This is a genomic window from Pigmentiphaga sp. CHJ604 (assembly GCF_036972535.1).
GTDB classification, from domain to species: domain Bacteria; phylum Pseudomonadota; class Gammaproteobacteria; order Burkholderiales; family Burkholderiaceae_B; genus Pigmentiphaga; species Pigmentiphaga daeguensis.
In genome coordinates, this window is the sequence record NZ_CP136998.1 from 3,149,863 (window position 1) to 3,171,509 (window position 21,647).

Sequence of the window (21,647 nt, forward strand, 5' to 3'; positions counted from 1 at the left end):
CCGCTCTCCCGCGGACTTCCCATTCCCAGCCGGAGAGCGCCATGCAGGTCGTGTCCATCATTTCAACGAAGGGCGGCGTCGGCAAGACCACGACGGCCGCCAACCTGGGCGGGCTCGCCGCGGACGCGGGCCTGCGCGTGCTGCTGCTCGATCTCGACGTGCAGCCCACCTTGTCCTCCTACTACGAACTGACCCAGCGCGCGCCGGGCGGCATCTATGAGCTGTTGGCCTTCAACGAGCGCGACCTTGGCCAGCTCGTGTCCCGCACGATCATCGCGGGCCTGGACCTGGTGCTGTCCAACGACCACCGGGGCGAGCTGAACACGTTGTTGCTGCATGCGCCGGATGGCCGCCTGCGGTTGCGGCATCTGCTGCCAGCACTTGCTCCCCTCTACGACCTGGTGCTGATCGACACCCAGGGCGCGCGTTCCGTGCTGCTGGAGATGGCGGTGCTCGCCTCCGATCTCGCGCTGTCGCCCGTCACGCCGGAAATCCTCGCGGCACGCGAGCTGCGGCGCGGCACCATGCAGTTGCTCGAAGACATTGCGCCGTACCGGCACCTGGGTATCGAACCGCCGCCGCTGCACTTGCTCATCAACCGCGTCCACCCGGTGTCCGCCAACGCACGGCTGATCCAGCAGGCCCTGCGCGACCTGTTCCAGGACAGCGCCGGCATCCGCGTGCTCGCCACCGACGTGCCGGCCATAGAAGCGTATCCACGTGCCGCAACGCGCGGCCTGCCGGTGCATCGGGTCGAGCACCGCCAGCCGCCCGGCAGAGTCGCCCCTGCCGCGCTCGACACGATGCGCGCGCTCGCCAGCGAGTTGTTCCCGCAATGGCAGGACCGACTGGCTCAAGTATCCGGCCGCCCGCAGCGACCTCTTGATCCTGGGAGGCCCCATGGCGAACGCACATGAGCTGGCCCGCGGCCACAAGCGGCTGCGCGCCCTGATCGAGTTCGCGGTCGGTGAGGGCTGGCACGTCAAGCGCACGCCGGGCGGGCACCTCAAGTTCACCAAGGCCGGCTGCGCGGCGATCTACACGAGTTCGACAGCGAGTGACCACCGGGCCGAATTGAACGCCCGTGCGCAGATCCGCCGCGCCGAGCGAGAGGCCCGCATGGCGCCGGCCGGCGGTCGTGGGGACTGCGAGGGGTGCGGCCATGGCTGACATGACCTCGCAGGACATGGCAGGCAAGCTGCTCGCGGCCGGCTTCGAGCGCAGCGGCCCAGCGGCTACGGCGTTGAGCGACCCGATCGCGGACACGCCCATGGTCGTGACGCTGGACCAGTTGCGGCCCTACGACCATGACCCGCGCATGAAGCGCAACCCGGCTTACGAGGAAATCAAGGCGTCCATCCGCGAGCGCGGCCTGGACGCGGCGCCGGCTATCACGCGCCGGCCCGGCGGGGACCACTACATCATCCGCAACGGCGGCAACACGCGGCTGGCGATCCTGCGCGAACTCTGGTCGGAGACCAAGGAAGAACGCTTCTTCCGCATATCGTGTCTGTTCCGACCATGGCCGGAGCGCGGTGAAATCGTCGCGCTGACCGGGCATCTTGCCGAGAACGAACTGCGCGGCGGCCTCACGTTCATCGAGCGCGCGCTCGGCGTCGAGAAAGCACGGGAGTTCTACGAGCAGGAGAGCGGCGCCGCCCTGAGCCAGTCGGAACTGGCCCGCCGCCTGGCGGCCGATGGCTTCCCCGTCCAGCGGTCGCACATCACCCGCATGGCCGACGCGGTGCGCTACCTGCTGCCCGCCATTCCCACCGTGCTTTATGGCGGCCTTGGGCGCCACCAGGTCGAGCGGCTGTCGGTCATGCGCACGGCCTGCAAACGCACCTGGGAGCACTACGCCAAGGACCGCTCGCTGCCGCTGGACTTCGACAGCTTTTTTCAGGAGGTGCTGGCGCAGTTCGACACGCAGGGCGACGAGTTCGCGCCGCAGCGCGTGCAAGACGAGCTGATCGGCCAGATGTCCGAGCTGCTGGGCATCGGCTACGACGTGCTGGCGCTGGACCTGACCGAATCGGAAAGCCGCCACCGGGCGCTGGTCAGTGACCCGACGCCACCTGCGGCGCAGCCGGCGTTGCCTTCGCCCACCGCCGGCACGCCGACTCCGCCGGGCGCAGCATCGTCCATCGCCACGCCTGCAGCGGCGGCCGGTCCTCCACCCGCCAGCCCTCCGGCGTCCGAGCCCACCTTGCGCCACGACGACACGGCGGCTGGCGAAGCGGCCACGGGAAGCCCGGCGGCTGCACCGAGCGATCTGCTTCGTGAGCACATCGTCTCGCCGGCACCGACGACCGAACGGCTGCAGTCGATCCAGCGCATGGTCGCCGACCAGTTGGGCGATGCGCTGCCGCCCGACTTCTCGGCGAGCGTGTTGCAGTCCATCCCGGTGCAAGCCGGCGGACTCTATCCGATCTCCGATGTCTGGTACATCGACGCCGGCCTGGACACGCCCGATCGGCTGCGCATCCACATCGCGCAGTTCGCGCGCGAGATCGCCGGGGAGGCAGGCCTGGACGAGTACATCGAGGATCGCGCCGATGGCATCGGGTTTGCGTGCCGCGCCCGCGGCCAAGCCCCGTCGCCGCTCGGCCGCGCGGTGCTGACGCTCCTCACTTCGCTGACGGGTCAGCCCGTCGCCGAAGCGGGCCTGGACGGCGCGCAGCTCGCCGCCGACCTGCCGACCCTGTTGCACGGCCAGAGCCAAGGCCATGGCAGCGGCGCAAGGCGCTTGAGCGACACCGCGTTGGTCAAGCTCTTTCGGCTGCTCCGCTTGGCCCGGCGTCTGCTGGACCTGGAAGCCGGCACCACGGCGCCCGGGACGTGAGCGAGGGAGGTCGCATGTCCACATCGCATCCGCTCAACCAGGCCGTGATTGCCCAGGCGCTGTATGACCTTCGCAACGGCCAACTGCGCCGCTGCAAGGCCATGGGCTTCGGCGAGGCCGAGCTGGATGCGCTCAAGCACCCCGCGCTGATCAGCGTGCTGGCCAACGCCAGCGTCTCGTGGTGCTCGGTCACGGTCAACCGCGAAGTGCTGCAGCGCCTGCTCAACCAGGCACAGGACGTGGAGAAGGAAATCGCCACGGTCGATCGCATGCTGCGGCTGGGGGCCAGCACGGAGATGGTCAGCCGCTTCTATGGCCTGACCCATCAGGAAGTCGCCCTGCGGCGGGAGATCCTCGGCCTGCCCAAGCGCAAGGGGCGCCACCCCGTCCTGGACGAGACCCAGGACACCGAACTGTGGCGGCAATGGAAAGCCGTGACCAGCAGCAGGAACGTCGATCTGGAGGACGAGACCTCGATTCTCGATGCGGCCATGGACCTGGCCGAGGGTATGTCACTGCCGCTCTCGGTGGTCTGGGCCGCGATCAGGAACTGGGTCGATCAGGGATTGGGCTAGGCCATGGCCGTGGACGACACCGCCCCACGAGCCCCGCGTCAAGGCCCCGTCGCACTCGCCGACCTGTTCGACGCTGCGCTGAAGGACCTCACGCCCAAGCCACATCCCAGCGCGCCAGCGCCCATGGCAGTGCCCACGCCTGCCGCGTCCGGCGACGCCTTCCTGTTCAGTGGCAATCGGCACGAGAGCGTGCCGCGGCGGCTGTTCCTCGACCGCCGCCTGACACCGCTGGAGCGCAACGCCTGGCAGGTGTTCCGGCTGATGCTCAACGACGACGGCGTCACGGCGTTCCCGACCTATGAGCAGTTGCGCCCCTGGCTGGCGTCCATGCCCTGCGCGGGACAAGCCTCCCACGAGACCGTCGCGCGGGCGCTGACGCTGCTGCGCCTGACGCGCTGGCTGAGCCTCGTGCGACGACGGCGCGACTCCAAGACCGGCCGCATCCTCGGAAACCTCTACGTCCTGCATGACGAACCCCTGACACCGTTCGAGGCCATGCAGCTCGACGCCGACTACCTGGCCCTGGTCAGCCAGTCGCTGGGGCATTCGGCCAAGGCCGTTCAGGTGGTGGGACTCAACACCCTCCAGGAGATCGCGGACGACCCGATGTTGTCCGGACGCACCTTGCCGTCGCGGCTGCAAGTGCTCGCCGAGCGCCTGGCCGACCAGGGCATCACCGCCACTCAAAGTTATCCACAGGAGGATGCGATCCACGATTCCGAAGAAGGGCCCGCGAGCCTTCTTCGGAATGGCGAACGCCCCTCTTCGGAATCCGAAGCAGGGCCGAAACCCGCGCCAGACGGCGCTCTTCGGAATCCGAAGCAGGACCGTACAGTACGTAGTAGTCGTATTAATGAAGTACGTACTACCGCGCAGGCGCGTGCGCTGGGCGACCTGCAATGGCCCAAGCGCTTCGCGGAACTGAAGGCGGAACAGCAGGCCGGAGCCAGGATGGCGTTGCAGCAGGTGGACGCTGCCCTGGGGCAGGCCGTGCTGGACGAATGGGCCGCACGGTGCGGCAAGCATGGCATCCGCAACCCCGCCGGATATCTGTTCGGCATCATCCAGCGCGCCATGCGCGGCGAGTTCAATGCGTGGGCCAAGCAGACCGGCCCGGCACCGCCAACACCATCGGCGGCGCGAGCGCCACCATCCGAGCCGCCGCGCAACGTCGTGCCGCCCGAGGTGGCCCGGCAGCACATCGAGCGCCTGCGCGACCTGCTGCGCAAGACCTGAGCACAGGGCTCGTCAAAGCCGTGAAGTAGATCTCCATGGCGGTCGGCAGAAACGGTCCCCTGGGGACGGCTGTGCGGTGAAGCGCCGGGTGACGGCGCGACCTGCTGCGCGAAACCTGGGCAAAGCGCCTGGCAAGGCCATGAAGCAAACCTCCATGGCGCTCAGCGGAACGGTCCCCTGGGGACGGCCGTGCTGCGAAGGATGGTGTCGAACGACAGCGCGACGTGCGGTGCAGCACGCAACCCGTCGACGACCGAGGCCCGGAGCGCCAACGTGAATGCCCATCTGCGGAGCGGTCCCCAGGGGACCGTTGCGCGCTGCGCCGCCAGCGCGCACAGAACCGGGGGCCGGCTCATTTCGGTTTGTTGACTGACTGCCTTCCGCCGCATGCGGATGCTGGCGGCTCCCTGTCCACCAGCGAGCGATCACCATGGCAACCAGCAACGAACCATTGCAACTCAACCTCGGCTCCCTGCGCAGCGCAATGTCGCTGACGCTGCACACCCACCACGCCTCGCGCATCTGGCATGGCCGCGCCGCCGCCGAGGGGCGACCGGGCATCGTCGGCCTGAACGGCTACATCGCCGTCATGAACAAAATGAAGCGCGGCTCGGAGCAGGACGACCCGTACAGCGACTGGTGGATGCTGCGCATCGAGGACAAGCTCGACCAGACCAAGACCACGCTGCAGACGCTGCGCGAACAGGTGGACCAGGCCCTGGCCGGCGTGCCCGCCGCGTTGACCCTGGGCGAGAACCTCAACGTGCAGCCCGTCAAGCTGCCGCTGTTCGTCAATGCGCAGTTGGGCTTTGCCGCTGTCTATCTCCTGGCCGACTACGACGACATCGCGCGCAAGCTGATCCTCGCCCACCACACCGCGCTGATCGACCGCAGCACCTTAGAGCGCTGGCTCAACGAGGGCGCGCACGCGCTGCGCAGCCTGTTCTCGCTGGCCCAGCAGTATCGCTATTCGGGCTGCACCCGCGACGATTTCGCGGCGAAGAATGCGGCAGCGCGGGCCGCGCTGGAGAAGTTCGGCGAGTTGCCGCAGGACGTGCTCGAAGGCACGCGCCGCTCGAAGTTTGCGCCACCCATCGTGCGCCGTGGTCTGCAACAGCGCGGTGAGAGTCCTGCCGCAGCCGCTACCAGCGTCGATGGTGATGCGGCCGCTGCTGCCGACCCGTCCGAAAACGCAGCCACTGCCGGCGAGGACGAATCCGCATGAGCGATCTGAACCAGCCGACCCGCTACTTCCGGGGCCTGCAACAGGGAGCCTTCATGCGCCTGGAACACGCGGCCTCTCTAAAAGGCCTTTTAAAGCCTTTTAAAGGTAAAGGGGACTTGGAGGCCTGGGCCGGCCAGTGCTTCGCCATGCGCGACGAGTTGATCGGCTTGGCGCAGCGACAAGTGCTGCAACAGGCCAGTGGGCATCCCTTCCACCTGCTGCCCGTGGAACTGGCCCAGCAGACCACTGGCGCGGGAACGACGTTCCTGCGCTGGCGCAGGCACGACCGCTCGGCCATGGGCGTGGCCCTGTGGCAGGAGCTGATGGCGAGCACCAGCACGCCGGTCAACCTGCTGGCCGACCTGCACGCGATCGAGCTGCAGCGCATCACGCTGAACATGCAGATCAGCCTGTTGCACACCCTGGGCAGGCAGGCGCAGGAGTGCGCCAGCAAGGCCGCCGAGGCGGAAGACGCCTACCTGCGCCGGCTCACGTCCTTTCCCGCCGCAATGCGCGATCGGTGATTGCGCCGGGCATCCCAGCACGCGCCCGGCGCCGACCAGGTGCGGGTATTTCAACCACCAAGGAGATTGCAACATGAGCACGCATTTTTCGGGCGAAGGCAACATCGGCTCGCCCCCCGAGTACCGGGAGTTCCCCAACGGCAACGACGAACCGCGGCGCTTGTTGCGGCTGAACGTGTATTTCGACAACCCCGTTCCCACCAAGGGCGGCGACTATGAGGATCGCGGCGGCTTCTGGGCGCCGGTGGAAATCTGGCACCGCGACGCCGCGCACTGGAAGGACCTCTACCAGAAGGGCATGCGCGTGCTGGTCGTCGGCCGCATGGAGCGCGAACCCTGGACCGACAACGAGGATCAGCCACGTGAGACTTGGCAGATCAACGCGCGCAGCGTCGGCATCCTGCCGTTCCGCATCGAGTCCGTCGTCCTGAGCCCCAAATCGCAGGAGACCGCACAGGACGCGCAGCCCAAGCCCCAGGCCGCCCAGGAACCGGCTGCGCCGAAGGAGCCCAAGCGCAGGAAGTGATCCGACGGGGGGGCGGCCGCAGTACGTTGCCGCCCCCCATGTCCTCGCGAGCTATCCCCAGGGGACAGCGCCACCAGCGTCCACCGGCTTCCACGCGCTCCCGAACATCGCGGCTCCCGACTCGCACATCGCCGGCCGCACGCCATCCCCGCCTCAGCCATCCCATCTCGTGAAAGCGGTCGCTGCCGCATGCAGCTTGTTTGCTGCTGCCCCAACAGGCGCTCGGCATCCTCGATCCCAGCAACTCCATGAACAACGGGAAGCGGATGGACGGACATGCGGCTGTTTCTGTGCGAGAAGCCCTCCCAGGGCAAAGACATCGGCCGGATTCTCGGCGCCACGCAGCGCGGTGAAGGCTGCCTCAACGGCTCCGGCGTCACGGTCACCTGGTGCATCGGCCATCTCGTCGAAGCGGCAGCACCCGAGGTCTATGACGCGGCGCTCAAGCGCTGGTCGTTGGAGCAGTTGCCCATCATCCCTCAGCAGTGGCGGGTCGAGGTCAAACCGCAGACCGCCACGCAATTCAAGGTCGTCAAAACGCTTCTGGCGAAGGCGACCCATCTCGTCATTGCCACCGATGCCGACCGCGAGGGTGAACTGATCGCCCGCGAGATCATCGACCTGTGCGGATACCGCGGCCCCATAGCACGCCTGTGGCTGTCGGCGCTCAACGATGCGTCCATCCGCACCGCGCTCGCCAAGCTGCGGCCCTCGGCCGAGACGCTGCCGATGTATTACTCGGCGCTGGCGCGCTCGCGCGCCGACTGGCTCGTCGGCATGAACCTCAGCCGGCTGTTCACCGTGCTCGGGCGGCAGGCCGGCTACGACGGCGTGCTGTCGGTCGGGCGTGTACAGACCCCGACGCTCAAACTCGTGGTGGACCGCGACCGAGAGATCGCGGCCTTCGTGTCCGTGCCGTACTGGGCCATCGACGTGTCCCTGTCCGCAGGCGGTCAGACGTTCACCGCGCAGTGGGTGGCACCCGACGCCAGCACCGACGACGCCGGCCGCTGCCTGCAGCAGCCCGTCGCACAGCAGGCCGCGCAACAGATCCGCGCCGCGGGCAGTGCCCAGGTGGTGTCGGTCGAGACCGAGCGCGTGCGCGAAGGCCCGCCGCTGCTGTTCGACCTGGGCACCTTGCAGGAAGTCTGTTCCAAGCAGCTTGGGCTGGACGTGCAGGAAACCTTGGAGATCGCCCAGGCTCTGTACGAGACGCACAAGGCCACGACGTACCCGCGCTCGGATTCGGGCTACCTGCCCGAAAGCATGTTCGCCGAGGTGCCCACGGTCCTGGACAGCCTGCTCAAGACCGATCCCACGCTGGCCCCGATCATGGGCCAGCTCGACCGCGCCCAGCGCTCGCGCGCCTGGAACGACAGCAAGGTGACGGCGCACCACGGCATCATCCCGACGCTCGAACCCGCGAACCTCTCCGCCATGAGCGAGAAGGAGCAGGCGGTGTACCGGCTGATCCGGGCGCATTACCTGGCCCAGTTCCTCCCGCACCACGAGTTCGACCGCACCGTGGCGGACCTCTCCTGCGGCCAGCAGAAGCTGGTGGCCACGGGCAAGCAGGTCGTCGTCAAGGGCTGGCTCCTGGTGCTGGGCGAGCCAGAACGTGAAGGCAGCGCCGACGAGGACGGCGATGCCCCGCGCAGCCAGGTGCTGCCCGCATTGCGCGACGGGATGGCATGTCAGGTCGCCGGGGCCGACATCAAGGCCCTCAAGACGATGCCGCCCAAGCCCTATACCCAGGGCGAACTGGTCAAGGCGATGAAGGGCGTTGCGCGTTTCGTGACCGACCCGCGCCTGAAGCAGAAGCTCAAGGACACGACGGGCATCGGCACCGAGGCGACCCGGGCCAACATCATCAGCGGGCTGATCGCCCGCGGCTACATCGTGAAGAAGGGACGCTCCATCCGCGCATCGGATGCGGCGCTCACGCTGATAGACGCCGTGCCCGCGGCGATTGCCGACCCCGGCACCACCGCCGTCTGGGAACAGGCGCTGGACATGATCGAGGCCGGACAACTCACCCTGGATGTGTTCATCGGCAAGCAGGCTGCATGGATTTCGCAGTTGATCGCGCAGTACGGCAGCACGTCCCTGTCCATCAAGGTGCCCCAAGGACCGGCTTGTCCGCAGTGTGGCGCGCCCACGCGCCAACGCACCGGCAAGAGCGGCCCGTTCTGGTCGTGCAGTCGCTATCCCGACTGCAAAGGCACGCTGCCGGTCGAAACCGGCACGTCCAAGCGTGGTGCCTCGCGCCCACGCAAGAGCGGCCGCAAAGGCTCCTGACCGACCCCCGTTCCCCGTGAGCCGTGCCCGCCATCGGCGGCGTGGCCCGTGTTCCGCATGCCCTGCGGGACGCCCAGCGCGCAACGCCTTCTTGTCCGTGTGCGCGTCCCGTTCAGCCGCCCCCGGCCGCGGGACCTGAAGGTAGCTTCTCCGCGAACCGCACCCCGCGCGTTCTCCCCGTCCGCATCTCTTCCGCACGCTGCGAAGGGTCCCCCGATGGCTTGCCTGTGCGAGCCACCCGGAGACCCTTCGTGGTCAGCGGTATTCGGTGCCGGTGCCCGCCGGCGCAAAAACGGGCTCCCTTTGTGCGCGGATGTGCGCCAGACGATGCCGGCCCCAGCCACGACATGGGCCGGGTGTGATTGCTGGATGAGCAGACGGTTCTAGCGACGACCGGGCCTGCCAATCAGCCCACGGGTGGTTCTTCTTTCCTCCCGAGCCGAAGGCCCCTGGGGCCTTCGGCGCCTTTCTCCTGCCTTTCAACGCCCCGGCCAGGGCGATGGCCCTGCGCCATACGAACAGGAGACCGACATGCACCCGAAACTTTGCGCACCGCCACGCAACACGCCGCTGCTCTACGGCAGCGTCTGCAGCGGCATCGAGGCCGTGAGCCTCGCTTGGCAACCGCTCGGCCTCGAAGCCGCGTGGTTCGCCGAGATCGAGCCGTTCCCGAGCGCCGTGCTCGCCCACCGTAACCCCCTCGTGCCCAACCAGGGCGACATGACCACGATCGCCCGCCAGGTCCGCGCCGGCACCGTGCCCGCGCCAGACCTCCTGGTCGGCGGCACGCCGTGCCAGTCGTTCAGCGTGGCCGGCGCCCGCCGTGGCCTGGCTGACCCGCGCGGCGCCCTGACCCTTGCCTATGTGGAGCTTGCAAATGCCATCGACCAAACCCGCCGCCAAGACCGCCGCCCGCCGGCAACGCTCGTCTGGGAAAACGTCCCCGGCGTCCTCAGCGACTGCAGCAACGCCTTCGGACACTTCCTGGGCGCACTGGCCGGCGAAAGCCGTGCGCTCGAACCGCCAGGGCAAAAATGGGCGCACGCAGGTTGTGTGTCTGGACCCCGGCGCCGCATCGCCTGGCGCTTGCTCGATGCTCAATATTTCGGCGTCGCCCAACGGCGCCGTCGCGTGTTTCTTGTGGCAAGTGGTGGAGGTGGCGTCGATCCCGCCGAGGTACTTTTTGAGCGCCCAGGCCTGCGCGGGGATTCTTCGCCGGGCTTCGCGCCGTGGCAAGACGCTGCCGGCGCTGCTGGATCGGGCGCTGCGGCAGCAGGCTGGTACTCGGGATATGCAGGACTGAAGCAGCCCTACGGCAAGGCCACGGTGACGTTCGGATTCGGCGGGGGCAACACCGCAGGACCCATCGACGTCGCGGCCTGCCTGACCGCGGCGCCCGGCCCGAAGAACGACTTCGAGGTCGAGACCTTCGTGGCGCAGTCCATCGCGGGCAGCATCAGCCACACGCTCAGCACCGCCAACGGCGGCAAGGGCTGCAGCGAGGACGGCACCGGCAAGGGTGTGCCGATCATTGCCTTCACCGCACAGGGCTGCGGGGCGGATGCGACGACGAACCATGCACCGACGCTGCGTGCCGGCAGACATCGCCTCAGCCACGCGAACGCCGGCGTGGTGCCGGCCATCGCGTTCGCGCAGAACTCGCGCGGCGAGCTGCGGCTGGAATCCGGCCACGGCCAGCTTGCCGGGACGCTCTCCACGGGTGGCGGCAAGCCGGGCCAAGGCCGGCCGATGGTGATCGGCGTGGCGCTGCGCGGTCGCACCGAAGGCCTGGCCGCTGAACTGGGCGATGGCGTCTCGACCGCGCTGCGCACCAGCAGCGGCGGTGCCGACAAGCCCCATGTGCTGGCACCGGACTTCGAGGCACATTTCCGCTACGACTGGAATAACCCCGGTCCGGGCGACTGGTCGCAGTGGCGGGTGCGTCGGCTGATGCCGGTCGAATGCGAGCGGCTTCAAGGCATGCCCGACGACTACACGCTGGTGCCGTACCGCGGCAGGCCCTCCGCCGACGCGCCGCGCTACAAGGCGATCGGCAACTCCATGGCCGTGCCGTGCGTCGCGTGGCTGGGCCAGCGGCTGGTGCAGTGCCTGCACAAGACGGGATCGAGCGCTTCGGATTGATGCACGACGCGGCCGGCGGGCCGCGTGATCCTCCCTCCTGCATTGCCGACGCATCGGCAACAGCCAGCAGCCAGGGTGTCAAGGCTGCCGTGGGTTCCTCCCACGCCACCCGCCAGTTCGCCCCGGCATCTCTCCGGCGAACGCTGCCCACCGGGCATCGATGCCACCTTCCTCCAACCCACGGGATGTATGCCGCGTCCCGTCAGGGGCGTGTCGTCAACCCGGTCGATATCAGGACTTTCCATGGACACCATCACCCGACAAGACCGCATCACGCTCAAGAACCTCAAGGTCGCGGATTTCGCGAGCGAGGAAACGCTGTGCTTCACCGCCACCGTCATGTTCGACGGCAGGCCCATCGCCGAAGCCCGCAATGACGGACACGGCGGCTCGACGTTCGTGCGCGCGTTGCAAGGCCAGGCCGCGCTGCTGGCCCAAGCCGAGGAATTTGCCAAGAGCCTGCCGCCGGCATCGCTCGACGTCGAGCGCGAGGACGACGAGCCACTTCTCATCGACATGACGCTCGACTTCCTCGTGGACCAGTTGGCCGATGCCATGCACGCAGAGCGCAAGCTGCGCACCGCGTTCAACCGCGACATCGGCAACAAGGTGCTGTTCATCAAGGACGGCCGGCTGCTGTTCCTCAAGGGCATCAAGCTCAAGGCCATTGCCGAACGCGCGGCATATTTCGCAAAGCTGCGCAGCCGACAGGACCAGCCCATCGTCATCCTGGCCGAGCTGCCAGCGGACGAGGCATTCGCCATCTGGAAGCAGCATGTCCTGGGCGACAAGCCCCGCTGATCCAGCCTCACCGCACCGTCATGACCGCCCCGCACTCGTTGCGGGGCTTTTCTTTGTCCCTGCGCACATCAATCGGGGCTGGACCAGATGCCGATTTCCAACTGACGTGGCGCGGCACCCTCACGAAGCTGTCCGCATGTTCGCTGATTCGTCAGCACATGCCAGCAGCCAGGGTTTCAGGCTGCCGCGGGGTTCTCTCCGCGCAACCCACCAGTCCGCATCGCATCCATTGCGCGGACGCGCGTCCCCAAGACGCTGATGCATTTTTTCAACCGCGTGCGGGAGCTGCCATCCCGTGAGGGACAGGGCCCCGCTTTTCCAAGGAGCCCATCCATGTCCCAGCAAGCCTCTTTCGGCCGATTCGGTCAATTGGCCTTGACCTACTGCGGCAAGTTCCTGCCGCTCGAAGTCCTGCACAGCGCCGCCGGCCACTACATCGGCACGCGCGATACCGAAGGTCCCGTCTCGCGGGAATCTCGTGAGTACTTCCGCAGCCATGCCGCGGCTCAACGTGCCCTCGAAAGAGGCGGCTGGTCCCAGCTCGCCATTCCCTGATCCAACTGGAGGAATCACGTCATGAACCAGCTACTGCCACAGGAAGTCGTCGATCAGATCGTTCGGGAAGAACGGCATTTCAGCGCCGCGCCCCAAGCCTTTTTCGAGGCATGGAAGCGTGGTGTCGAGATCGCCGGCCCGCAATGGTTTGGCGATGGCACCCGTGAAGGTCTGAACCAGGCCAAGAGCAAGTGGGATCTGCGTCCCGACATGCTGCGCCTCAACGACGCCCTCGGCGTCCTGAGCAGCGGGGAACGCATGTTCCTGTCCGCGATGGTCAGCTTCTACAACGCGCGCGAGGGCGGTGCCATGCTCAAGCGCTGCCACTTCAACGGGTTGTCGGACTTCGACGGCCTCGATCTGCCACGTCGCCAGGTGATCGCCGACCTGCTGCTGAACTACAGCGGTTGGTGAGCCGGTCCCTGGCACACCTTCATCACTGCGTTCACGGGACCCCATGAGGGACATGCGCCTCGTTCGAGGCCATGTCCCTCGCGTTTTCTCCCCGCCCAGCGCCATCCGGCATCAGGCGGTTTCCCCTGCGGATGCCATCGTCCGCAAGGGCTGGCTCCGTTCATTCATCGAAAGGAGCCTTCATGGCCAACAACTACTACGAAGCCACCGGCGTTCTCGTGCTCGACCGTGTGACGCCCGTCATCCAGGCGCTGTTCGGCGCCTTCGCGCTGGACGAGAGCCACCCCGGCAACGGGCAGGCCTACATCGCCCAGATCGCCGAGACCACCAATCCGCAATGGCCGGACGTGCTCGATGGCCTGGAAGACCTGGCCACGCAACTCGGTATTCCGATGCCGGACGACGAAGGGCTGTCGATCCCGCCGCTGCTCGAACTGCTCGCCGTGCACTTCCGTGCCGATGAGGACGAAGAGCTGGGGAACTTGATCGACCGTCATTCGTTCGAGGACACCGCCGATCTCGACGCATTGTTTCTGATCGCCACCCGGTTCGATGACGGGCACCACCTGACCGCCATCCAGTTCGAGGGCTGCTGGTACTGCAGCAAGCCGCGGCTGTTCGAGTTCGGCGGCAACGGCTGCTACCTGAGCCGCGAGGTCCGCTTCATCAGCTCCTCCTCCCAGGCCCTCCAGCTCGGCGACCAATTGCGCAAGACCATTGTGGCCGCCGACATCGAAGAGGCTTCGGCCCTGATCGCGCTGGAGACCATCAATCTGCTGGCGGGCGTCAGCGACGAGCCATTCCGCATGAATTTGCGCCGGCGCGTCGCCGAGCGATTGGCCCAAACGCCAACGATCAGCGTCACCTGACGCTGTTTCCTTTCTTTCCACCCACCGGGGTCAATTCCCGGTGGCGGGGATTTGCTCCATCATTATTCTGTTGGAGAAATCCCATGTCCCAGAATCCCAATCCCTTTCTACGCGGCTACTGGAATCTGAAAATCGTCCGCACGCTGTCCATCAGCTACGAGGACGGAAGCCCGCATGTCTGGCGAAACATCCACCCGAGCCAGCAGCACCTCTGCGACGCGGCGCTGGTTTCTTCTCCTTGCATCATCACCAGCGACTTCGCGGTGGTCAGGACTGGCACCGAACCTGTCGGCGCCGCACTGATCGCCGAATGCGACGCGGCTGAAGGGGGCAGCGGCGAAGGCATGGTGGGTGCCGTGGTGTACGCGATCCACGGCGACGACTTCGACGGCCGCCCCGTCCACATTGGCGACACCTATTCGGCCGAGGCCGCACGGGAAGTCGTGCAGCGGTTGAGCTTCGAGACCGGCTACTACAGCCGGTGCTGGGAAATCAGCAGCGCGCACATCAGCCGCGAAACCGGCCAGTACCTGGCCAACCTGGCTGACCTCGCGACGCCGGAGGCCTTTTTGTTCATCGCGTTCCGGATTCCCTACAGCCCGGCGATCGGCGTCAAGCTGATCTCCACGCCCTGGACGGACCAGCACCTGCAGGACGTCGAGGGGATCGCCGCCGAGCAGCTTCGGCAGGAGCACCGCAGCAAGGGCATGCCGGACGAGCTGGCACAGATCCTTGAACTGGCCGGCCAGGCCGACGTGCGCATCCTCATCCTCGATGCCGACGCACCCGTGTTGCCGGGCCTATCGCTGGCCGGCGAATAGCTGCCACACACATCCCCGGCCTTCCTTGTCCTCACCGCATGCCGGCCCGGTCTCCCGCCAGAGAGCCGGGCCGGCGCACTTTCACAGGAGCGATCCCATGTTCCCCGACCTCATCACACCCGCATCCGACTTCGAGCACCAACTCGGAGCCTGCGTCAACGCCATGAGCCAGGAAGATGCCATCGGCCAGATCCTGGTATTCGAGCGCATGAGCGGCACGCTGCACATGCGCCATATCGCCAGCGCCGACCTGGTGGACACCGACGTGGACGACTACGAAATGGTCGTCTTCGACGGTGGCAACACAAGCGGCGACACGTGGAAACACGTGTTCTTTCCGCGTCAGCGCGAGCACTACTTCGTGTACCAAGCCTGATTCCTCCAGCCCCTTTCGAGGGGCTTTTTCTTGCCCGCAGCACAGGAAAACGGTTGTGGTGCGGTGCCGTTTCCTGCGGGCAGGCAGACCGCCCCAGGGCCATGCTTGCCCCATGTTCGTCGGCGTTGCCGGCACATGCCCAGGCAGTCGAGACCTTCGAGGCTGCAAGCGCGGGAAACCGTGCTGGTCGTTTCTTCCTACGGACCTACCGCGTCCATCCACGCCACCCACAAGGGACCTCTCCCTTGCGGGCGGGGAATCCCTTGTTTTTCCTCAAGGAGTTTCCCCATGGATCGTTCCCTCATCAAATCCATGATGCCTTCGCTGGTCGCAGGCCATGTGCCCCGCAACGTGCGGTCGTTCAAGTACCGCGTGTTCGATGATCAGCCGCTGTCCTCAACGCTGGGCTTCGCCATCGACCCCCAACCCTTCGACGGCAAGGTGGTCGCCGCGACCGACGATGCCATCGTCGTCAAGCTCAAGCCTTCCGAGTTCGCGGTGCTCGATCCCAGCCTGGTGACCACGGTTCCTGCCGAAGGCGCCAAGGTGCATGTCCAACCCTATGCCCGTCGTCGCTTCGACGGACTGCGCGCGGACACGCCGGAGGTCATCACCGAGGAGACTTCGGACGGCACGCCGTACACCATCACGAGGCACATCCTCGGCTCGGCGCCGGCCAAGCTGCCCATTCCCACGCCGCAGTGCATGGAGTTGGGCCAGCTCATCGAGCAGTTGGAGGAGATGCCGGCCCCCGATCGCTTCCGGCGCATCACCCACATGCTGGTGGATGCCGGTGCCCGCGACTTCACCTGGGTCGATCCCACGCCCTCCAAGATCATCGAGACCCCGCCGGCGATCAGCTTCACGGTCTCGACCGCGAAGTTCGAGGGCCGGGTGACGATCCTCTACGACCGCGGCGGAGACACCTACGTGGTGGAACTGCACCGTCAGAACGGTGAATCGGTCGAACTGGTCGATCGGCACGACGAGGTGTATTTCGACATGCTCGGCGAAGTGCTGGAGAGGCTCATCGACGACGGGCGCTGGCGCCAGATCGACGTGAGCATCCTCGACGCGAAAGCGGCCCGCAAGCGCCAGGCCGTCCCGGCATGACGCCCCGCAGCGAAACCAGGCGGTCCTGCGGCTGACCCGAGGCATCCGCCACGGCGTTCCAGCCGTTCCGGCCGCGTGCACTACAGGCCCTTCATCCCATCGGATGGAGGCCTTTCTCATTCTTCCACACAGGAGATTTCATCCATGTCACTGCGATTCAAAGGCGCTGACCTGCGCCCCGTGCTGACCGAAGCCATCGCCAATCAGGGGTCGTCTCAGAAAACGGAAAAAAATCGTACGCTAAGAGCCGAAGTGGGCCCTTTAGCAGCAATGCAAAGCTGCGATCAACGGGCAGGAAACATTGCCATGGTGCGCGTTGCACTCTCTCACTAGCGTCGACAGGGCCTCTTCCATCCGCGTGAGGTCCGCCATGCGTGCGCGCACATCGGCCAGCCGGTGAGCAGCCAGTTCGGCCGCCTCGCTGCAATGGGTGCCGTCCTCCAGTTTCAGGAGCTGGCCGACTTCATCCAGGCTGAATCCCAGGCGCTGGGCTGACTTCACGAACTTCACCCGCGCCACGTCCGCCTGCCCGTAGCGGCGGATGCGACCGTAGGGCCGCTCCGGCTGGGGTAGCAAGCCCTTGAGCTGATAGAAGCGGATCGTCTCCACGTTGACCCGGGCTGCCTTGGCGAAGGCCCCGATGGTCAGATTCTCTTGAGCGTTCTCCATGGCGCTTGACTCCGTAGTTGACTACGGAAGTAACGTTACAGCATCAAGCGAAGTCCCGGAAGGAGAACCTTATGTCGGAACCCAAGAACGGCCGCGGCGCACTGGCGACCGGCGGCGTCGCGGCCGTCCTCGCCTCGGCCTGCTGCCTCGGCCCCCTTGTCCTGGTCGCGCTCGGCTTCTCTGGCGCGTGGATCGGCAACCTGACCGTGCTGGAGCCGTATCGGCCGATCTTCATCGGCGCAGCGCTCATCGCGCTGTTCTTCGCCTGGCGCAGCATCTTCCGACCAGCCCATGCCTGCAAGCCCGGCGACGTTTGCGCTGTGCCCCAAGTGCGGACTGCCTACAAGGTGATCTTCTGGATCGTGGCCGCCCTGGTTCTGGTTGCCCTCGCGTTTCCCTACGTCCTGCCGCTGTTCTACTGAAAGGAGATCACCATGAAGAAACTCACCACCCTCACCACCCTCATCGCCCTGGCCGCCGCTCTAAGCGCGCCCGCCTGGGCTGCCACCAAGACCGTCACCCTGTCGGTGCCCGGCATGACCTGCGCCGCGTGCCCGATCACGGTCAAGACGGCTCTGTCCAAGGTCGCCGGCGTCGAGAAGGCCGAAGTCAGCTTCGAGAAGCGGGAGGCCGTCGTCACCTTCGACGAGGCCAAGACCAATGCCGACGCCTTGACCAAGGCCACCGCAAACGCGGGTTACCCGTCCAGCGTCAAGCAGTGAGGGCGTAATCATGGCCGAGGCGATCACCCTCCACATCGAAGGCATGACCTGCACGTCGTGCGCCGAGCACGTCCAGCAGGCTTTGACGAACGTGCCCGGCGTGCGCGCGGCCTCGGTGTCCTATCCGCAGCGGCAGGCCGAAATCGAGGCGGATGCAGGCGTGAGCGTGGCCCCGCTGGTTGCCGCAGTGGCCACGCTCGGCTATCGCGCACGGCTTACCGACACGCCGAACAAGCCTGCCGGCCTGCTAGACAAGGCGCTGGGCTGGCTCGGTGGCGAAACGAAGCATGTTGGCGGTGAACAAGCGCTGCACGTGGCTGTGATAGGCAGCGGCGGCGCGGCGATGGCGGCTGCCTTGAAGGCCGTGGAGCAAGGCGCCCGCGTCACGCTGATCGAGCGCGGCACCATCGGCGGCACCTGCGTCAATGTCGGCTGCGTGCCGTCCAAGATCATGATCCGCGCCGCGCACATCGTCCACCTGCGCCGCGAAAGCCCGTTCGATGCTGGCCTGCCGGCCGCAGCGCCCGCTGTACTGCGCGAGCGGCTGCTGGCCCAGCAACAAGGCCGCGTCGAGGAGCTGCGCCATGCCAAGTACGAAGGCATCCTGGCAAGCACTCCGGCCATCACCGTGCTGCGCGGCGAGGCCCGGTTCAGGGACACGCGCACGCTGACCGTGGCGACCGCTGACGGCGGCACGCACGAGGTGAACTTCGACCGCTGCCTGATTGCCACCGGCGCGAGCCCGGCGCTTCCGCCAATCCCGGGCCTTGCGGACACACCCCACTGGACCTCCACCGAGGCGCTGGAAAGCAGCTCGCTCCCCGAGCGGCTGGCCGTGATTGGTTCCTCCGTGGTGGCGGTCGAGTTGGCGCAAGCCTTCGCCCGGCTGGGCAGCCAGGTCACGATCCTGGCGCGCAGCACGCTGTTCTTCCGAGAAGACCCGGCCATCGGGGAAGCCGTAACAGACGCCTTCCGCGCCGAGGGCATCGAGGTGCTGGACCACACCCAGGCGAGCCACGTTGCCTATGCGGGCGGGGAATTCGTGCTCACCACCGGGCAGGGGGAAGTGCGCGCCGACAAGCTGCTGGTCGCCACCGGTCGCGCGCCGAACACGCGCAGCCTGAACCTTGAAGCGGCAGGCGTCGAAGTCAATGCGCAGGGAGCCATCGTCATCGACCGCGCCATGCGCACGAGCGCACCGCACATCTTTGCTGCCGGCGACTGCACCGACCAGCCGCAGTTCGTCTATGTGGCGGCGGCGGCCGGCACGCGCGCCGCGATCAACATGACCGGCGGCGACGCGGCGCTGGACCTGACGGCGATGCCGGCGGTGGTGTTCACCGATCCGCAGGTGGCGACCGTGGGCTACAGCGAGGCGGAAGCGCACCACGACGGCATCGAGACCGACAGCCGGCTGCTGACGCTCGACAACGTGCCGAGGGCGCTCGCCAACTTCGACACGCGCGGCTTCATCAAGCTGGTGGCGGAAGCTGGCTCAGGGCGGCTGATCGGCGTACAGGCGGTCGCGCCGGAAGCGGGCGAACTGATCCAGACGGCCGCGCTGGCGATCCGCCACCGGATGACCGTGCAGGAGCTGGCCGACCAGTTGTTCCCCTACCTGACCATGGTCGAGGGACTGAAGCTCGCGGCGCAGACCTTCAACAAGGACGTGAAGCAACTGTCCTGTTGCGCCGGATGAGGAAAAGGGAGGTGTTCGATGAACGCCTACAGCCGCGCCAACCGCCGCATCTACGCGGCCTTGTCCGATCCCCTGTCGGCCACCCACCGGCACCGCCTCGACGATCTGCTCAAGCGCCACGACAACGGCAAGACGACCTGGCTGGCCTGGCTGCGCCAGTCGCCCGTCAAGCCGAACTCGCGCCACATACTCGAACACATCGAGCGCCTCAAAGCCTGGCAGGCGCTCGACCTGCCTTCCGGCATCGAGCGGTCGGTGCACCAGAACCGCCTGCTCAAGATCGCCCGCGAAGGCGGCCAGATGACGCCCGCCGATCTGGCCAAGTTCGAGGCACAGCGCCGCTACGCGACCCTGGTGCGCTCGCCATCGAGGGCATGGCCACCGTCACCGACGAAATCATCGACCTGCACGACCGCATCCTGGGCAAGCTGTTCAACGCTGCCAAGCACAAGCATCAGCAGCAGTTCCAGGCGTCCGGCAAGGCGATCAACGCCAAGGTGCGGCTGGCCACCTCGATCAAGCAGGGCACGGTGACGGCCTCGCTGATGCTCAGGAAACTCGGCAGCTACCCGCGCCAGAACGGCCTGGCCGTGGCGCTGCGCGAGCTGGGCCGCATCGAGCGAACGCTGTTCATCCTGGACTGGCTGCAAAGCGTCGAGCTGCGCCGCCGCGTGCATGCCGGACTGAACAAGGGCGAAGCCCGCAACGCGCTAGCCCGCGCCGTGTTCTTCAACCGGCTGGGCGAAATCCGCGACCGCAGTTTCGAGCAGCAGCGCTACCGGGCCAGCGGCCTCAACCTGGTGACGGCGGCCATAGTGTTGTGGAACACGGTCTATCTGGAACGGGCCTCAAACGCCTTACGCGGTCACGGCCAGACTGTCGATGACGCCCTGTTGCAGTACCTGTCGCCGCTGGGCTGGGAGCACATCAACCTGACCGGCGATTACCTCTGGCGCAGCAGCGCCAAGATCGGCGCGGGCAAGTTCAGGCCGCTACGACCGCTGCAACCGGCTTAGCGTACGATTTTTTCCGTTTTCTGAGACGTCCCCAATCAGTGCCGCATTGTCCTGGTCAAGGATCAGGGCGTGTACTTCCTCGCCGAGCGTGAGGAGCGTCGCCCGGATGGGCGCCAGGCACTGCTCGCCTACGCCGTCGGATGCAACCCGGACACCGACCCGTTCGATGACTGGTGGCACCTCGCCGGCCGCGAGCTGGGCGGCGATGACTTCGCGGAGTATTTCGACCCGAAGGACGGCCTGTTCACGCGCCTCCAGCACTCGGCGGACGATCTCGTGCTTTCCGCCACCGCCACGCACCTGTCCTTAGCAGTGGTGCCTCCCGCCTGACGCGGCAACCGCCTCGCAGCCCCCGCATCGGGGGCCTTCTTTTGTTCGCACCGCCGCCATCGCCGCGCGTGCGCGTTTGTCTCCAGCCGCCGAGGCACGCCCCGCCGGCCACAACGCCGGCATGCCACCGGAGACAACCGCATGAACACGCCATCGACCTCGCCGAGGCTGCACCTCCTACCGGTGTCGCTGCGCACGGCCAATGCATTCGTTCTGTCGCACCATCGCCACCACCGCCCGGTCCAGGGCGCGAAGTTCGCCCTGGCCGTCACGCTGAGCGACAGCGACCTGATCCACGGCGTGGCCATTGTCGGCCGCCCGGTCGCGCGGCACCTGGACGCTGGAAGTCACGCGGCTGTGCACCGACGGCACACCCAGCGCCTGCAGCAAGCTCTACGGCGCGGCCTGGCAGGCGGCAAGGGCGCTGGGCTACATACGCCTGCTCACCTACACCATGCCCGACGAAGGTGGCGCCAGCCTGCGCGCCGCCGGCTGGCGGCTGATCGGCGCGCGCGGTGGCGGCGCCTGGAGCCGTCCCGGCCGTCCGCGCGCCGATACCCCCGAGCACCTGCGCGGCGCCAAGTGCCTGTGACAGGCGCCGGGTGGCGCGGACAAAGGGAAGCGCCCGGGTGCCGATTGATTGCTGCCGCGCGCGCGAGGCCCCGCCATGCTGGCCCCATGCCTGCTGACGTCGTCAGCGACATGCCAGGCAACCATCGGTCTTCGAGGTTGCGGCGCAGTTCCCACTGCGTGACCGAGCCAGCTCGCACCGCATCCTTCCGCGAGCGGCCACCAGCCTCTGGTGGCGGATGCTTTCGCCTTATCAACCCACCGCGGGGTCACGCACCTTCCCCGCATGCGTGGGCCGGTGTGTCTCCGCTTCATCCCAATGGA

Annotated in this window: 21 protein-coding genes and 3 pseudogenes; 23 read left to right on the forward strand and 1 reads right to left on the reverse strand. The window is 67.0% G+C overall.

Features of this window, described 5'->3' with window-relative positions; translation table 11 throughout:
- Positions 1-41 precede the first annotated feature (41 nt).
- The 17 genes from R4823_RS15150 to R4823_RS15230 all read left to right on the forward strand — a co-directional run bounded on the left by R4823_RS15150 (position 42) and on the right by R4823_RS15230 (position 16,317).
- A complete protein-coding gene (locus tag R4823_RS15150; protein WP_003090095.1) occupies positions 42-917 on the forward strand; it encodes a ParA family protein in 876 nt (291 codons plus the stop codon).
- Entirely contained in the window at positions 901-1,170 is a 270-nt protein-coding gene (locus R4823_RS15155; RefSeq protein WP_003050422.1) for a hypothetical protein, read from the forward strand. The genes R4823_RS15150 and R4823_RS15155 overlap by 17 nt, the downstream gene beginning before the upstream one ends.
- Entirely contained in the window at positions 1,163-2,842 is a 1,680-nt protein-coding gene (locus R4823_RS15160) for a ParB family protein (RefSeq protein WP_023108429.1), read from the forward strand. The genes R4823_RS15155 and R4823_RS15160 overlap by 8 nt, the downstream gene beginning before the upstream one ends.
- A gap of 14 nt (positions 2,843-2,856) precedes the next feature.
- On the forward strand, positions 2,857-3,417 hold the full coding sequence (locus tag R4823_RS15165; protein WP_003090097.1) for a DUF2857 domain-containing protein: 561 nt from the start codon (positions 2,857-2,859) through the stop codon (positions 3,415-3,417).
- Positions 3,418-3,420: 3 nt separating this feature from the next.
- Positions 3,421-4,653, forward strand: a complete 1,233-nt coding sequence (locus R4823_RS15170) for an STY4528 family pathogenicity island replication protein (RefSeq protein WP_338615312.1) — start codon at positions 3,421-3,423, stop codon at positions 4,651-4,653.
- 430 nt (positions 4,654-5,083) lie between these two features.
- On the forward strand, positions 5,084-5,878 hold the full coding sequence (locus tag R4823_RS15175) for a TIGR03761 family integrating conjugative element protein (protein ID WP_003090099.1): 795 nt from the start codon (positions 5,084-5,086) through the stop codon (positions 5,876-5,878).
- A complete protein-coding gene (locus tag R4823_RS15180; protein WP_003090100.1) occupies positions 5,875-6,402 on the forward strand; it encodes a DUF3158 family protein in 528 nt (175 codons plus the stop codon). Before R4823_RS15175 ends, R4823_RS15180 begins: the two co-directional genes overlap by 4 nt.
- A 73-nt stretch (positions 6,403-6,475) precedes the next feature.
- On the forward strand, positions 6,476-6,928 hold the full coding sequence (locus R4823_RS15185) for a single-stranded DNA-binding protein (protein WP_003120036.1): 453 nt from the start codon (positions 6,476-6,478) through the stop codon (positions 6,926-6,928).
- Positions 6,929-7,204: 276 nt separating this feature from the next.
- Positions 7,205-9,226 carry a DNA topoisomerase III gene (locus tag R4823_RS15190; RefSeq protein ID WP_338615313.1) on the forward strand — a complete coding sequence of 674 codons (2,022 nt, stop codon included), beginning with the start codon at positions 7,205-7,207 and terminating at the stop codon, positions 9,224-9,226.
- A gap of 531 nt (positions 9,227-9,757) precedes the next feature.
- On the forward strand, positions 9,758-11,368 hold the full coding sequence (locus tag R4823_RS15195; protein WP_024763864.1) for a DNA cytosine methyltransferase: 1,611 nt from the start codon (positions 9,758-9,760) through the stop codon (positions 11,366-11,368).
- A 243-nt stretch (positions 11,369-11,611) separates the two neighbouring features.
- Complete coding sequence (locus tag R4823_RS15200; protein ID WP_023108433.1) at positions 11,612-12,169, forward strand: hypothetical protein; 558 nt, start codon at positions 11,612-11,614, stop codon at positions 12,167-12,169.
- 333 nt (positions 12,170-12,502) lie between these two features.
- Positions 12,503-12,724, forward strand: coding sequence for a hypothetical protein (locus R4823_RS15205; protein WP_003120032.1), 222 nt, complete (start codon positions 12,503-12,505; stop codon positions 12,722-12,724).
- A 21-nt stretch (positions 12,725-12,745) separates the two neighbouring features.
- A complete protein-coding gene (locus R4823_RS15210; RefSeq protein WP_003050375.1) occupies positions 12,746-13,138 on the forward strand; it encodes a hypothetical protein in 393 nt (130 codons plus the stop codon).
- A 182-nt stretch (positions 13,139-13,320) separates the two neighbouring features.
- Positions 13,321-14,007, forward strand: a complete 687-nt coding sequence (locus R4823_RS15215) for a hypothetical protein (RefSeq protein WP_003116830.1) — start codon at positions 13,321-13,323, stop codon at positions 14,005-14,007.
- A gap of 83 nt (positions 14,008-14,090) precedes the next feature.
- The gene (locus tag R4823_RS15220; RefSeq protein ID WP_003116829.1) at positions 14,091-14,828 is read left to right on the forward strand and encodes a hypothetical protein; all 738 of its coding nucleotides are present in this window, start codon (positions 14,091-14,093) and stop codon (positions 14,826-14,828) included.
- 97 nt (positions 14,829-14,925) lie between these two features.
- Positions 14,926-15,204, forward strand: coding sequence for a hypothetical protein (locus R4823_RS15225; protein WP_003116828.1), 279 nt, complete (start codon positions 14,926-14,928; stop codon positions 15,202-15,204).
- A 288-nt stretch (positions 15,205-15,492) separates the two neighbouring features.
- Complete coding sequence (locus R4823_RS15230; RefSeq protein ID WP_003098941.1) at positions 15,493-16,317, forward strand: hypothetical protein; 825 nt, start codon at positions 15,493-15,495, stop codon at positions 16,315-16,317.
- Between the two features lie 261 nt (positions 16,318-16,578).
- On the opposite strand, the gene merR is transcribed toward R4823_RS15230, so the two are convergent.
- Complete coding sequence (merR, locus tag R4823_RS15235; RefSeq protein WP_003098939.1) at positions 16,579-16,986, reverse strand: Hg(II)-responsive transcriptional regulator; 408 nt, start codon at positions 16,984-16,986, stop codon at positions 16,579-16,581.
- Positions 16,987-17,057: 71 nt separating this feature from the next.
- On the opposite strand from merR, the gene merT reads away from it, so the two are divergent.
- The 6 genes and pseudogenes from merT (at position 17,058) to R4823_RS15265 (ending at position 21,345) form a co-directional block, all read left to right on the forward strand.
- A complete protein-coding gene (gene merT, locus R4823_RS15240) occupies positions 17,058-17,408 on the forward strand; it encodes a mercuric ion transporter MerT (RefSeq protein WP_011804695.1) in 351 nt (116 codons plus the stop codon).
- Positions 17,409-17,420: 12 nt separating this feature from the next.
- Positions 17,421-17,708 (forward strand): mercury resistance system periplasmic binding protein MerP, encoded by a 288-nt coding sequence (gene merP / locus R4823_RS15245; RefSeq protein WP_003116826.1) that lies wholly within the window; start codon positions 17,421-17,423, stop codon positions 17,706-17,708.
- Between the two features lie 10 nt (positions 17,709-17,718).
- Complete coding sequence (gene merA, locus R4823_RS15250) at positions 17,719-19,407, forward strand: mercury(II) reductase (protein WP_003098932.1); 1,689 nt, start codon at positions 17,719-17,721, stop codon at positions 19,405-19,407.
- Between the two features lie 24 nt (positions 19,408-19,431).
- Positions 19,432-20,423, forward strand: a pseudogene (locus tag R4823_RS15255) (Tn3 family transposase); the annotation flags it as partial.
- 33 nt (positions 20,424-20,456) lie between these two features.
- A pseudogene (locus R4823_RS15260) lies at positions 20,457-20,753 on the forward strand (DUF3085 domain-containing protein); the annotation flags it as partial.
- 141 nt (positions 20,754-20,894) lie between these two features.
- Positions 20,895-21,345 (forward strand): annotated as a pseudogene (locus tag R4823_RS15265) (XF1762 family protein).
- The last annotated feature ends 302 nt before the right edge of the window (positions 21,346-21,647 follow it).

Coding starts and splice junctions, on each gene's coding strand:
- R4823_RS15225 (WP_003116828.1), top strand. CDS start 14,926: ATGTTCCCCGACCTCATCACACCCGCATCCGACTTCGAGCACCAACTC.
- R4823_RS15155 (WP_003050422.1), top strand. CDS start 901: ATGGCGAACGCACATGAGCTGGCCCGCGGCCACAAGCGGCTGCGCGCC.
- merT (WP_011804695.1), top strand. CDS start 17,058: ATGTCGGAACCCAAGAACGGCCGCGGCGCACTGGCGACCGGCGGCGTC.
- R4823_RS15205 (WP_003120032.1), top strand. CDS start 12,503: ATGTCCCAGCAAGCCTCTTTCGGCCGATTCGGTCAATTGGCCTTGACC.
- R4823_RS15185 (WP_003120036.1), top strand. CDS start 6,476: ATGAGCACGCATTTTTCGGGCGAAGGCAACATCGGCTCGCCCCCCGAG.
- R4823_RS15180 (WP_003090100.1), top strand. CDS start 5,875: ATGAGCGATCTGAACCAGCCGACCCGCTACTTCCGGGGCCTGCAACAG.
- R4823_RS15160 (WP_023108429.1), top strand. CDS start 1,163: ATGGCTGACATGACCTCGCAGGACATGGCAGGCAAGCTGCTCGCGGCC.
- R4823_RS15165 (WP_003090097.1), top strand. CDS start 2,857: ATGTCCACATCGCATCCGCTCAACCAGGCCGTGATTGCCCAGGCGCTG.
- R4823_RS15215 (WP_003116830.1), top strand. CDS start 13,321: ATGGCCAACAACTACTACGAAGCCACCGGCGTTCTCGTGCTCGACCGT.
- R4823_RS15175 (WP_003090099.1), top strand. CDS start 5,084: ATGGCAACCAGCAACGAACCATTGCAACTCAACCTCGGCTCCCTGCGC.
- R4823_RS15210 (WP_003050375.1), top strand. CDS start 12,746: ATGAACCAGCTACTGCCACAGGAAGTCGTCGATCAGATCGTTCGGGAA.
- merP (WP_003116826.1), top strand. CDS start 17,421: ATGAAGAAACTCACCACCCTCACCACCCTCATCGCCCTGGCCGCCGCT.
- R4823_RS15170 (WP_338615312.1), top strand. CDS start 3,421: ATGGCCGTGGACGACACCGCCCCACGAGCCCCGCGTCAAGGCCCCGTC.
- R4823_RS15200 (WP_023108433.1), top strand. CDS start 11,612: ATGGACACCATCACCCGACAAGACCGCATCACGCTCAAGAACCTCAAG.
- R4823_RS15150 (WP_003090095.1), top strand. CDS start 42: ATGCAGGTCGTGTCCATCATTTCAACGAAGGGCGGCGTCGGCAAGACC.
- merR (WP_003098939.1), bottom strand. CDS start 16,986: ATGGAGAACGCTCAAGAGAATCTGACCATCGGGGCCTTCGCCAAGGCA.
- R4823_RS15220 (WP_003116829.1), top strand. CDS start 14,091: ATGTCCCAGAATCCCAATCCCTTTCTACGCGGCTACTGGAATCTGAAA.
- R4823_RS15190 (WP_338615313.1), top strand. CDS start 7,205: ATGCGGCTGTTTCTGTGCGAGAAGCCCTCCCAGGGCAAAGACATCGGC.
- R4823_RS15195 (WP_024763864.1), top strand. CDS start 9,758: ATGCACCCGAAACTTTGCGCACCGCCACGCAACACGCCGCTGCTCTAC.
- R4823_RS15230 (WP_003098941.1), top strand. CDS start 15,493: ATGGATCGTTCCCTCATCAAATCCATGATGCCTTCGCTGGTCGCAGGC.
- merA (WP_003098932.1), top strand. CDS start 17,719: ATGGCCGAGGCGATCACCCTCCACATCGAAGGCATGACCTGCACGTCG.